General features: G+C 71.5%; 10 protein-coding genes and 1 pseudogene. 3 read left to right on the forward strand and 8 right to left on the reverse strand.

Annotated elements, in window-relative coordinates:
• Window positions 1-62: 62 nt before the first annotated feature.
• The 5 genes from ACFZBP_RS33875 to ACFZBP_RS33895 form a co-directional block, all read right to left on the reverse strand.
• Entirely contained in the window at window positions 63-1538 is a 1476-nt protein-coding gene (locus ACFZBP_RS33875) for a penicillin-binding transpeptidase domain-containing protein (protein ID WP_391418857.1), read from the reverse strand.
• Entirely contained in the window at window positions 1535-2917 is a 1383-nt protein-coding gene (locus tag ACFZBP_RS33880; protein ID WP_391418859.1) for an FtsW/RodA/SpoVE family cell cycle protein, read from the reverse strand. Before ACFZBP_RS33880 ends, ACFZBP_RS33875 begins: the two co-directional genes overlap by 4 nt.
• 198 nt (window positions 2918-3115) lie before the next feature.
• Entirely contained in the window at window positions 3116-4351 is a 1236-nt protein-coding gene (locus tag ACFZBP_RS33885) for an ATP-binding protein (RefSeq protein WP_391418861.1), read from the reverse strand.
• The gene (locus ACFZBP_RS33890) at window positions 4348-5103 is read right to left on the reverse strand and encodes a hypothetical protein (RefSeq protein WP_383451869.1); all 756 of its coding nucleotides are present in this window, start codon (window positions 5101-5103) and stop codon (window positions 4348-4350) included. Before ACFZBP_RS33890 ends, ACFZBP_RS33885 begins: the two co-directional genes overlap by 4 nt.
• A gap of 101 nt (window positions 5104-5204) precedes the next feature.
• Window positions 5205-5711: a protein phosphatase gene (locus tag ACFZBP_RS33895; protein ID WP_383451871.1), complete on the reverse strand. Its 507-nt coding sequence runs from the start codon at window positions 5709-5711 to the stop codon at window positions 5205-5207.
• 113 nt (window positions 5712-5824) lie between these two features.
• On the opposite strand from ACFZBP_RS33895, the gene ACFZBP_RS33900 reads away from it, so the two are divergent.
• Entirely contained in the window at window positions 5825-6631 is an 807-nt protein-coding gene (locus ACFZBP_RS33900; protein WP_383451873.1) for a nuclease-related domain-containing protein, read from the forward strand.
• 220 nt (window positions 6632-6851) lie between these two features.
• Here the strand turns inward: ACFZBP_RS33900 and ligD are convergent, their stop codons facing one another.
• Complete coding sequence (gene ligD, locus ACFZBP_RS33905) at window positions 6852-7733, reverse strand: non-homologous end-joining DNA ligase (protein ID WP_383451875.1); 882 nt, start codon at window positions 7731-7733, stop codon at window positions 6852-6854.
• A gap of 71 nt (window positions 7734-7804) precedes the next feature.
• Between ligD and ACFZBP_RS33910 the strand changes: the two genes are divergently transcribed.
• A complete protein-coding gene (locus ACFZBP_RS33910; protein WP_383451877.1) occupies window positions 7805-8869 on the forward strand; it encodes a Ku protein in 1065 nt (354 codons plus the stop codon).
• 61 nt (window positions 8870-8930) lie between these two features.
• Here ACFZBP_RS33910 and ACFZBP_RS33915 read toward each other — a convergent pair.
• Window positions 8931-10187, reverse strand: a pseudogene (locus ACFZBP_RS33915) (beta-ketoacyl-[acyl-carrier-protein] synthase family protein); the annotation flags it as partial.
• A 100-nt stretch (window positions 10188-10287) separates the two neighbouring features.
• Entirely contained in the window at window positions 10288-11058 is a 771-nt protein-coding gene (locus tag ACFZBP_RS33920; protein ID WP_391418869.1) for an alpha/beta fold hydrolase, read from the reverse strand.
• A gap of 155 nt (window positions 11059-11213) precedes the next feature.
• Here ACFZBP_RS33920 and ACFZBP_RS33925 point away from each other — a divergent pair, with 155 nt between their 5' ends.
• Window positions 11214-12029, forward strand: coding sequence for an SAM-dependent methyltransferase (locus tag ACFZBP_RS33925; RefSeq protein WP_383451881.1), 816 nt, complete (start codon window positions 11214-11216; stop codon window positions 12027-12029).
• The last annotated feature ends 11 nt before the right edge of the window (window positions 12030-12040 follow it).

Genomic DNA, 12040 nt, shown 5'->3' on the forward strand with positions numbered 1-12040 from the left:
TAGGTCGGGATGGAGGGCGGGTCCAGGGGGTGTCTCAGTACGTGGGCGCTCGGCGTCTGTCCTCAACGGACCTGCTCCGGGGGTGAGTTCAGCACCGCCTCCATCACCGCCCGCGCGATCGGCGCCGCGTCCCCGCCGCCGCTGATGTCGCCCCGGTCGGCGGCGGCGTCCTCCACCACGACGGCGACGGCGACCTTGGGTTCCAGATCCGTGTCGCCCTTCGCCCAGGACACGAACCAGGCGTACGGCGTCCCGGAGTTGCCGAGGCCGTGCTGGGCCGTGCCGGTCTTGCCGCCGACCGTGGCGCCGGGGATCCAGGCGTTCGAGCCGGTGCCCTCGCGCACCACGTCCACCATCAGTTCCTTGAGGAGTACGGCCGTGGAGGGCCGCATGGCCTGCCGCGCCGGGCGCGAGCCGCCCGTCGACACCGTGGAGCCGCCCGCCCGGGTCGTGCGCTCCACCAGATACGGCGAGCGCACCTGACCGCCGTTGGCCACCGCCGCCGCGACCATCGCCATCTGGAGCGGGGTGGCACGGGTGTTGTACTGGCCGATCGACGACAGGGCGAGCTGCGCCTTGTCGACCTTCGTGTCGAAGGTGCTCTCGGCGACCGAGTAGGGGATCTTGAGGTCCGCGTCGTTGAAGCCGAACGCCTCCGCGGTCCTCGCCATCCGTTTCACGCCGACCTTGACCCCGAGCTTGGCGAACACCGTGTTGCACGACCACTCGAACGCCTTGCGCAGCGGAACGTCCTTGCAGCCCTTGGACTCGTTCGTGAGGGAGGTCCTGGTGCCGGGCAGGGTGTAGGGGTCGGGGGAGTCGGTCGGCTCGTCGAGGTCCTCGATCACCCCCGAGTCCAGGGCCGCGGCCGCCGTCAGCACCTTGAAGGTCGAGCCCGGCGGATACGTCTTGCGCACCGCTCGGTTCAGCATCGGCTTGTCCGGGTCGCGGTTCAGCGTCGCCCAGGACCGGGCCACCGCCGAACGGTTCCCGGACAGCACGGACGGGTCGTACGACGGGGCCGACACCAGGGCCAGGACGCGGCCCGTCGCCGGCTCCACGGCCGCCACCGCGCCCTTGCGGCCCGCCAGCCCCTCGTACGCCGCCCGCTGCGCGGCCGCGCGCAGGGTGGTGACGACGTCGCCGCCGGGATACCGGTCGCGGGCGGAGCCGTTCCAGAGCGGGAAGGGCGACAGCAGCGGGTCCGTGCCCGACAGGACGCCGTCCTCCGTGTGCTCCAGCAGGGTCGTGCCGTACACCTGGGAGGCGAAGCCGGTGACGGGGGCGTACATCGGGCCGTTCGTGTACGTCCGTTCGTAGCGCAGCGGCTCCCGGGTGTCGCGGGATCCGGTGACCGGCGCCCCGTCGACCAGGATGTCGCCGCGCGGTTGGCCGTAACGGGAGATCGTGGTGCGGCGGTTGGCGATGTTGTCGTCGTAGGACGGGGCCTCGAAGACCTGGATGCGGGTGGCGTTCACGAGCAGCGCGACCAGCAGTACGGCGCAGAAGAAGGCGGCGTGCCGGATGTGCCGGGTCATCGCGCCGCCTCCTCGCCCTTGGGCACCCCGAGCCGGCTGCGCGCTCTGTCACTCACCCGGATCAGCAGCGCCACGATCGCCCAGTTGGTCACCACCGACGAGCCGCCCTGCGCCAGGAACGGCATCGCCATGCCGGTCAGTGGGATCAGGCCGGTCACCCCGCCCGCGATGACGAACACCTGGAGCGCCACGATCGAGGCCAGCCCCACCGCGAGCAGCCGGCCGAAGGGGTCGCGCAGGGCGAGCCCGGCGCGGTAGCCGCGCTCCACCAGCAGGCCGTACAGGATGAAGATCGCGGACAGGCCCGCGAGGCCCAGCTCCTCCCCGGCCGTCGCCAGGATGAAGTCCGACTTGGCCGCGAAGCCGATCAGGATCGAGTGACCGCGGCCCAGCCCCGTACCGAGCATGCCGCCCGCCGCGAACGCGAACAGCGACTGCGACAGCTGGTTCGGGCCCTCGCCCGCCTCGATCGACGCGAACGGATGCCGCCAGTCCTCGACCCTGCCGTGCACATGCGGCTCCAACTGCCCGACGGCCACCGCGCCCAGCGCCGCGAGCAGCAGACCGAGCGCGATCCAGCCGGTGCGGCCGGTGGCGACGTAGAGAAGGACCACGAACAGGCCGAAGAACAGCAGAGAGGTGCCGAGGTCGCGTTCGAGGATCAGGACGCCCACGCTCAGCAGCCAGATGGCGACGATCGGGCCGAGGACCCGGCCGGTGGGCAGTTGCAGCCGCTCGATCCCGAGGACCCGCCGGCCCGTGTACGCCAGCGCACTGCGGTTGGCGGCCAGATACGCGGCGAAGAACACGGCCAGCAGCACCTTCGCGAACTCGCCGGGCTGGATGGAGAATCCGGCGATCCGGATCCAGATGCGGGCACCGTTCACCGAGGGGAAGAAGATCGGCATGGTGAGGAGGACGAGGGCGGCGACGACACAGACGTAGGAGTAGCGCTGGAGGACCCGGTGGTCGCGCAGCAGCAGGACGACCACGATGAACAGCGCCACGCCCAGCGTGGACCACACGAGTTGGGCCGGGGCCGCCAGGTCGTCCGGCGTCTCCAGGTCGAGCCGGTAGATCAGGACCAGACCGAGGCCGTTGAGCAGCACGCCGATCGGCAGCAGCAACGGGTCGGCACAGGGGGCGCGCAGACGCACCGCCAGATGCGCGACCAACGCGAGTACGCCGAGCCCGGCGCCGTAACCGGCGGCACCGGGCGGGACGGTGCCGTGCTTGGCGATCCCGACCGCGCAGTAGCCGTACACGGAGAGCAGGACGGCCACGACGATGAGGGCCAGTTCGATGCCACGGCGCCGGGGAAGACGTACGGCGGGAGCGGGCGTGTCCGCTGCCACCAGGGTGGTTCCGGCCTTGGTCATGTCCGGAACTTACCCAATTAGTCCGTCTTGTGTGCCTTATGGCTCAGCACCAGCGTGGCTTGTGCCCGATGAGGGCCTCCCAGGGGCGCGGGGCCGTACCGATATGCGGCTCCGCGCGTGGGCGCGATCAATCCCCACCGGGCCCGCAGCCGGCGTACTACCGAAAGCCCCGGCCTCTCCGCCACGCCCGCGGTCTCGCTAGCGGAGCGTCAGCGTCGCCACCGCACCCCCGTCCACCGCATTGGCGAACGACAGCCGCGCCCCCAACACCTCCGCCTGCCCCAACGCGATGGTCAACCCCAGCCCGTGCCCCTTGGCGCCACCCTCCGTACGGAACCGCTGCGGCCCGTGCGCGACGAGATACTCCGGATAGCCGTCCCCGTGATCCCGCACCGTCACCACCGGCCCGTCCACCGTCAGCGACACCGGCCCCCGCCCATGCTTGTGCGCGTTCGCCACCAGGTTCCCCAGCACCCGCTCCAACCGTCGCCGATCGGTCTCCACCACAAGGTCCCGCACGACAACGACCTCGGTCTCGGTCCCGGACGCCCGGACAACCCGCTCCGCGAGCGCCGCGAGCGGCTCGGTGTCCAGCTCCGACCGCTCACGCCCGGTGTCCAGCCGCGAGATCTCCAGCAGATCCTCCGTCAGCGTCCGCAACGCGGCCACCCGGTCTTGCACGAGCTCCGTCGGCCGCCCCGCCGGCAGCAACTCGGCCGCCGCGTGCAACCCGGTCAACGGCGTACGCAGCTCGTGCGCGACGTCCGCGGTGAACCGCTGCTCGGCCAGCAGCTTGCTCTGCAGCGACGACGCCATGGAGTCGAGGGCGGCGGCCACGGCGGCCACCTCGTCCTGCGGCCGGGTCGGGTCCTTGGTACGGGGATCGTCGACCCGCGCGTCCAGGTCGCCCCCGCTGATCCGCCGGGCCACCTGGGCCGTGGCATGCAGCCGGCGCGTCACCCGCGTCACCGCGAACGCCCCCACCAGCAGCGTCGCCCCGATCGCCAGCCCCGACGACCAAAGGATCGCCCGGTCGAGGCCCTCGATGGTGCGGGCCTGCTGCGAGTAGTCGACCTCGACCGCGAGGGCGTGCTCACCGTCGGCGGGGCCCGCCGCCCACATCGTGGGCCGTCCCCGGTGGTCGGCGACCATCGTGCCGCGCTCCCCGGCGACGGCCAGCTCCCGCAGGGAGTCCGGCAGCTCCGGCGGGTCGACGGAGACACCGCGCCGCAGGGCGTCGCCGGCCTCGAACGCCGCCGTCGCGTCCTCCAGCCGGGACAGCGCGAGCTCGCGCGCCTGGCCGACGGTCTGGTTCGTCACCGAGACGTGCACCAGGATGCCGAGCAGCGCGGCGAGCGCGCAGCACATCACCGTGATGAAGACGGCGGCCTTCACGGCGAGCGTGCCGGCCCACTGGGGGAGCCCGAGCCTCATGGGGTGCTCGCCGAGGAGGACGAGGAATGTGAGCCGGACGGGGCGGGGGAGTGCGACGGCGAGGGGCTGGCCGTCCGCTTCTCGCGCGGACCGGTGCGCAGCATCTCGTCGTGCGTGAGCAGCATCGCCTTCTGGTCCGCGTCCCAGGTCCACTGGAGCCGGTACTCGTAGCCGGCCACCTCGGACGGCGAACGTATGATCACCGACCGCCGGGCCAGCTCGACGGCGCTGACGGCGTCGTCCCAGCTCATGACCTGCACCAGCCGGTCCTTCTCCACGGTGTAGACGCGCACCGCGGTCGTCTTGCCCGGCATCAGCCGGAACCCGAGGGTCAGCTCGGGACGTCCGTCGCCGGTCAGGTCCCGGTAGTACGGCCGCAGCACCGGGCACTTGCCGTGCCCGGCGCCCTGGGCGCAGTCGGACATCAGCCGGCCGGTGTCGCGGTACGGCGCGTCGGCGCCCTCGTAGTCCCCCGGGCTCTTGGCGATCTCCTTGCGGACGACCACCACCGGGTTCACCTCGCGCAGGTCGCCGCCGGGGACGGTGACGCCCTTCACGGCCTCCCGGTTCACCTCGCCGATCTCATAGGCGGGACGGGACGCCGGCGTCAGACTCGGCCAGAGCTTGTCCGGGCTGACAGCGGTCTCGGTCGGGCCCGCGCCCTGGAGCTCCCCGGCGTCACCGCAGGCCGTCGCGGCCGCCAGCAGCAGGGCGACAAGCGCGGCGACGCGCGTGGGGCGGCTGCGGGGCACGGTTCTCCTGGGGCTCGGGTGGGTGTCGGCCCGTACACACTATTCGGACGGAAGTCCTTTTTGCGCACCCGGTGGGCGGACGGGCGAACGATGGGAAACGGTTACTCGGCGAGCTCTTCGAGGAGCCGGGCGGTCGACAGGCCGGCTCGGAGGTAGTCGACGAACAGCTCGTTGTGCAGGGCCCAGGGAGAGCGGCGGGAGCGTATCAGCCGGATCGCCTGCTCGGGGGAGCGGCTCCGACGGATCAGGGCGTGGGCGACGACGAGCCCCGAGCGGTTGTACCCGTGACAGCAGCGGACGAGGACCCTGCGGCCCTCGTCCAGCGCCTCGCACGCCGCCTCGGCCAGCCGGATCACCCCGGCCAGCTGGGTCCCGTCCAGCGGCCCGTCGGGAATCGGCCACACATGGTGCTCGACGCCGGGATCCGGCCCGTGCCCGGGCAGGCGCAGCAGCGTCTGTACGAGATCGAACTCGTCCCGTACGACCGCGAACTCCAGTTGCCCCGACTGCCCCCGGAACTCGTGCCCGCCCATCCACAGGCCTGGCTCGATCTCGCTCCACGGGCTGTCCGGGGCCGGTACGTCGGGTTGCTTCCTGCGAGCACGCAACGGCGCCTCCCAACCACCTCTCGCGGGAGGTCTGCCCAACTCCTCTCAAAGGTAACCGGGTTCTTGCCCCCGCAGCACCCCGCCTGTTCCCATGGTCAGTGGGGTGATGGTGCATGAGCGGACTGCGCGTCATACCGACCTGGCGACACGGCCAGGAACGGCTCTACGTCTGCCTCAGGGACGGGCGGAACATCGCCTGGTACGACCGTGAGGCGGCCAGGATCAACCTGCTCTCCGCCGATCGCGAGGACGACGTTCTGGAGGCCCTCGGCCCCTTCGTCACCGGCCCGGTGACCATCGGCCCGCCCCCGGTCCCCACGCCCGCCGAACTGGCCCGGCTGGCCCTCCACCCGGACGACGACCTCGCGCCCAACCGCCCCGGCGAGGCGCTCCTCGTCGCCCTCGGCCGGGACCCCGGCCCCTCTCACCGGCTGCGCGCCGACCCGCGGCGCCGGGCGCTGACCGCGGAGCAGACGGTCGGCGAGGCCCTGGACCGTCTGGACGGCGCGGGCTGGCACACGCTGCACTCCGTGCCGCTCCCCGGCGGCGACCGCATCCACCATCTGCTGCTCGGCCCCGGCGGCCTGTTCGCCGTCCACTCCCTCTACGCCCGAAAGCAGAAGGTCACCATCGCCGACCCGATGGTCTCCCTGGGCCGCCGCGAGCCCACCCCCCTCCTCCGCCACCTCCGCCGCAACGCCGACCGCGCCTCCCACACCCTCACCGCCGAGGTCCACCCGGCCCTCGCCCTCCTCGCCCCCACCGACATCACCATCACCGCCCCCCACCTGGACATCCGCATCCTCCACCACACCGACCTCCCAGGCCTGGCCCGCCTGGACGGCGTACTCAAACCGGCCGACGTGGAGTCCTTGCACGCGATAGCGAGGGACCGCCGAGCCTGGTCCACCACCGACTGACGAGGCCCTGTCGGCCGCCATGCCCGGCATCGCCCCTAGGGGCGCGGGGAACTGCGCGCCCAGCCCCCACCAACCGTCAGCTACACACCGGACATCAGCCCCCGCTCTCCGAGCCGAGCCTCTTGAGAGACCGAGTCGGGTGGTGGGGGGGGCAAAGGCCCGGGGGTCCAGCAGGCGGAGCCCCTGGTGGCGGTCGGCGTCACGGCACAGGCCCCCCAGCTCACGGCAACCGCCCCACCCCCTCCGGCGCGAGCAGCCCAGAGAACAGGTCACCGTAGTCCTGCAGCCGAGGCGCAAGGTCCCCCGCGAGAAAGGCGAGCGCCGCAGGCGACCGACACCCCGCCACCTCCTCCCACGTCACCGGCGCGGACACCGCCGGCTCCCGTCGAGCCCGCAACGTATAGGGCGTAGCCGTCGTCTTCCGCGCGGCGTTCTGACTCCAGTCGACGAACACCTTCCCCGGCCGCAGACTCCTCGTCATCCGATGCACCACCAGCCGCGGCATCGCCTTCTCGGCCTCCACAGCCAACTCCTTGGCATACTCGGTCGCCCGTTCGGAAGACACCGGCCGAATCGCCGCGGCGAGATGCAAGCCCTTCGACCCGGAGGTCTTGGCATACGCCTCGATCCCGTCCGCAGCCAACCGCTCCCGCAACCAGAGAGCGACCTCACAGCACTCCACCACGGTGGCCGGCACCCCGGGATCCAGGTCGAAGACCAGCCGGTCCGCCTCCCCGGGCGCCCCGATCACCCACTGGGGCGTATGAAACTCGGTGACAAGGTTCGCGGCCCACATGAGACTCGCGAGATCCTGCACGAACACCATGCGCGCGGGCCCCTCCACGCGCGGCACCTCCCCCGTGGTGACCCAGTCGGGGGTCCCCGGCGGAACGTTCTTCGTGAAGAACACCTGGCCGTCCGGCCCGTCCGGGTACCGCAGGAAGGACACGGGCCGATCCCGCAGATGCGGCAGCAGGAAGTCGGCCGTGGTGGCGTAGTAGTGCAGCAGCTCGCCCTTGGTGAAGCCGGTCGCCGGATACAGCACCTTCTCCAGATTGCTGAGCGCGAGCCGTCGCCCCTCCACCTCTGTGATCGGCGTCATACCATGAGAATTCCAGAAAAATTGTCGGATGTCCGGGCAAGCCTGGCATAACGATCGAAAGGGTGCTGCACGTGCGATCCATCTGGAACGGCGCCATCTCGTTCGGCCTGGTCAGCATCCCGATCAAGCTCGTGAACGCCACGGAGAACCGCTCGATCGCCTTCCGCCAGATCCACACGGAGGACGGCGGCCGCATTCGCTATCGCAAGGTCTGCGAGCTGGAGGACCGCGAGGTCACCCAGTCGGAGATCGGCAAGGGATACGAGGACGCGGACGGCACGATCATCCCGATCACCGACGAGGACCTGTCCCACCTGCCCCTGCCGACCGCGAAGACGATCGAGATCGTGGCCTTCGTACCGGCCGACCGCATCGACCCGCTCCAGATGGACAGCGCGTACTACCTCGCCGCCGGCGGCGCCCCCGCGGCCAAGCCGTACACCTTGCTGCGCGAGGCGCTGAAGCGCAGCCAGAAGGTCGCCATCGCGAAGTACGCCCTGCGGGGCCGAGAGCGTCTGGGCATGCTGCGGGTCGTCGAGGACGCCATCGCCATGCACGGGCTGCTGTGGCCCGACGAGGTCCGGGCCCCGGAGGGCGTCGCCCCGGACACCCACGTCACGGTGAACGACAAGGAACTGGACCTCGCGGACGCCCTGATGGACACCCTCGGCGAGATCGAACTCGACGAACTGCACGACGCCTACCGCGAGGCCTTGGAGGAGGTCGTCGCCGCGAAGGCCGCCGGCGAGGCCCCGCCGGAGACACCCGAACCGGCGAAGGCCGGCAAGGTCCTCGACCTGATGGCGGCCCTGGAGAAGAGCGTACGGGCGGCGAAGGAGTCGCGCGGCGAGGAGCCGGCCGAGCCGGAGAAGAAGGAGGCCCAGGTCAGACGCCTGCCCGAGCGCAAGACGTCCCGAGCGGCACCGAAGCAGACGGCCGGCAAGAAGTCGACGGCGACGAAGAAGACAGCGGCGAAGAAGACGGCGTCCGCGAAGAAGTCGACGGCGAAGACCGCCCAAGGAGCGAAGAAGACGGCGGCGAAGAGCACCGCCAAGAGCACGGCCAAGAGCACCGCGAAGAGTACGGCGAAGAAGACGACGGCAAAGAAGGCGACGCCCCGCAAACGCACGGCATGACCATCACCCCGCCGCGCAACCGCTCACCTCACCGCGCCGCGCCTCACCGCGCCCCCCCACCTCACCGAACCCTCCGCAACGCCAACACCGCGTTGTGCCCCCCGAACCCGAACGAATTGCTCAGCACCAGGTCCCCGTCCTCCGGCAACGCACACGGCACCCCCGTCACCACATCCAGATCGATCGCGTCGTCGAGCACCCCGCCCACCACGGTCGGTGGCACCACCCCGTGATGCAGCGTCAGCACGGCGGCGACCGCCTCGACCCCGCCCGCCGCCCCCTGAAGGTGCCCGAGGTGCCCCTTGAGCGCGGTGACCGGAACCCTGCGCCGGCCGAGCACCGCCCGTAGCGCCACCGCCTCCGCCAGGTCGCCCTCGATCGTCGCCGTGGCATGGGCGTTCACATGGACGACGTCCCCGACCTCGCCGCCGGCGTTCCGAAGGGCGCGCCGCAGGGCGAGCGCGACGCCGGTGCCGGACGGGTCGGGCGCGGCCATGTGGTGGGCGTCGGCGGACAGGCCCCAGCCCGCGGCCTCGCAGTAGATCCGCGCACCCCGGGCCCGCGCGTGCTCCTCCGCCTCGAGGACGAGGATCCCCGCGCCCTCACCGTTGACGAACCCGCTCCGGTCCTTGGCGAACGGCCGCGAGGGTGAGCCCTTCGAGGGGTCCCCGTCGGCCAGGGCCCGCATCGCGGCGAAGGACGCCATGATCGCCGGTGTGACGACCGCTTCGGCGCCGCCCGCGAGAGCGAGGTCGATGTGCCCGTACCGTATGCGGTCGATCGCCTGCCCTATGGCCTCCGTCCCCGACGCGCAGGCACTCGTGACCGTCCTGGCCTCGCCGGTGATGTGCAGATCGAGCGAGACCTGGGAGGCGGCCTGCGACGGAACGGTCATGGGGGTGGTCAGCGGCGAGACGGCCCGCGGCCCCTTCTCGCGCAGCTTCCGGTCCCCGCCCACCAGCACGGACGCATCTCCGAGGATCGCGCCCAGACTCACCCCCACCCGCTCCGGATCGACCCCGCTCTCCCGGGTCCCGCCCTCGGTGAACCCGGCGTCCCCCCACGCCTCCCGGGCCGCCAGCACCCCGAACCGCGCGGCCCGGTTCATCCGCCGCGCCACGGGCCGCGGCAGCAGTTCCCCGGGATCGACGGGTACGACCCCGGCCACCCGCACGGGCAGTCCGGCGAACTCCTCCCCCTCCAACTCCCGGATCCCGTCCCGCCCGTCGAGCAGCCCCCGCCACAGCTCCCCGACCCCGACGCCGAGCGGAGTGACCGCCCCGAGTCCGGTGACGACGACCTTGCGGGGCCCGGATGCGGCGGTCACGCTCATCTCTGCATTCCCCTCTGATCGTTGAAAGGGGAACATGCCCAGCCAACTCATGGCGTGCACATGCGGAGCGGTGACAGCCGTCGCTTCACGACAGCCGCGAGGCGACGAACCCGACCAGCTCCTCCTTCCGCGGGTTGAGATAGAAGTGGCCTCCCTCGAAGACCCGCACGTCCACCCCCTGCGTCGTGACGTCCGACCACGACGAGAGCTCCTCCACCGCGCACCCGGGATCGCGGTCGCCGCCGCAGACCGTGACGGGAACGCCCAGCCGGTGCAGTGGAGTCGGGCGGTACGCCGCCAGCAGGCCGAAGTCCGCCCGCAGCGACGGCATGATCAGGGGCCGCAGCTCGGGGTGCTCGTAGGTGGCGGCACCTTCGGGGTCCAGTTCGCGGACGTGATCCAGGATCTCCCTGTCGGCCGGGGCCGGACGGGGCGCCAGCTCCTGCGGGGTGCGGGGCCGGGCCCGGCCGGACACGACCAGCCGGGCCAGGGTGCGGCCGGGGGCCTCGTCCAGCCGCCGGGCGACCTCGTACGCCACCGCCGACCCCATGCTGTGGCCGAAGAGCGCCAGCGGCCGGTCGTCGGGCAGCTCCCGCAGCAGAGCCGCGGTGATCGCGTCCGCCAGCTCCTCCATCGTGGCCGCGCACGGTTCGGACAGACGGTCCTGACGGCCGGGGTACTGCACCGACATGACCTCGATCTCCGGCGGCGTCAGCGCGGCCCAGTCGTGAAAGGCGCCGGCCGCGCCGCCCGCGTGCGGAAAGCACACCAGACGGATCTTCGCGCCGGGCGCGCTCACCCCCCGGAGCCATCGCGTCCGGCTCTCCGGCTTCATCTCGACCATGCGGTGCGTCATGTCCCTCAGTGTCCTTCGGTCCGCGTGTCGGCCCCCTTCGGGGTGGTCGTTCGCCCGGTGATTGACCGATGGGCTGGCCCGACCAACTACCGCCTCCCTAGGATGGGTTGTCGGCGAGGTGATCGCCTCGGCCGGCCCTGTGACTGGGGGAAACGATGGAGCCTGGAAAGCTGTCCACGTCGATCGATGCCACGATCCCGACAGCCGCACGCATGTACGACTACTACCTCGGCGGCAAGGACAACTACGCCTCCGACCGAGCCGCCTGCGAGGAGCTGGACAAGGTCGTCCCCAGCACCCGCGCCCTCGCCCTGAACAACCGCCGTTTCCTGCAGCGCGTGGTCCGCACGCTGGCCGAGGACTACGGCATCCGGCAGTTCCTCGACCACGGCTCAGGCCTGCCCACCCAGAACAACGTCCACCAGGTCGCCCAGTCCGTCGACCCGTCCTCGCGCGTGGTGTACGTCGACAACGACCCGATGGTCCTGGTCCACGGCCGCGCCCTGCTCGACCAGAACGACAACACCGCCGTCATCCACGCCGACATGCGTGAGACCGACGCCATCTTCGCCCACGCCGACACCGAGCGCCTGATCGACTTCTCGCAGCCGGTCGCCGTGCTGTTCAACTCGGTCTTCCACTGCATCCCCGACGACGAGGCCAACGGCCCGCTCGCCGTGGCCCGCCGGGTCCGCGAACGGCTCGTGCCCGGCAGCTGCATGGTGATGTGCCAACTGGTCAGCGAGGACGCCGAGGTCCGCAAGTTCGTCACCGACTTCATGGACCAGGCGACCCAGGGACACTGGGGCCGGGTGCGCCAGGAGAAGGACGTCGCGGAGTACTTCGAGGGCCTGGAGATCCTGGAGCCCGGCCTGGTGGAGGTCTCCACCTGGCGCCCCGACACCGAGGTGACCCCGCGCCAGCTCACCCAGGAGTGGATCGAGTTCGGCGGCGTGGGCCGACTCGCGTAGGAGACACCAGG

The organism is Streptomyces sp. NPDC008086 (assembly GCF_042957325.1).
Lineage (GTDB): Bacteria > Actinomycetota > Actinomycetes > Streptomycetales > Streptomycetaceae > Streptomyces.

Bases quoted from the DNA above. Each gene is read 5' to 3' on its own strand.
- ACFZBP_RS33875 (WP_391418857.1), bottom strand. From the start codon at position 1,538: ATGACCCGGCACATCCGGCACGCCGCCTTCTTCTGCGCCGTACTGCTG.
- ACFZBP_RS33880 (WP_391418859.1), bottom strand. From the start codon at position 2,917: ATGACCAAGGCCGGAACCACCCTGGTGGCAGCGGACACGCCCGCTCCC.
- ACFZBP_RS33885 (WP_391418861.1), bottom strand. From the start codon at position 4,351: ATGAGGCTCGGGCTCCCCCAGTGGGCCGGCACGCTCGCCGTGAAGGCC.
- ACFZBP_RS33900 (WP_383451873.1), top strand. From the start codon at position 5,825: ATGAGCGGACTGCGCGTCATACCGACCTGGCGACACGGCCAGGAACGG.
- ligD (WP_383451875.1), bottom strand. From the start codon at position 7,733: ATGACGCCGATCACAGAGGTGGAGGGGCGACGGCTCGCGCTCAGCAAT.
- ACFZBP_RS33920 (WP_391418869.1), bottom strand. From the start codon at position 11,058: ATGACGCACCGCATGGTCGAGATGAAGCCGGAGAGCCGGACGCGATGG.
- ACFZBP_RS33925 (WP_383451881.1), top strand. From the start codon at position 11,214: ATGGAGCCTGGAAAGCTGTCCACGTCGATCGATGCCACGATCCCGACA.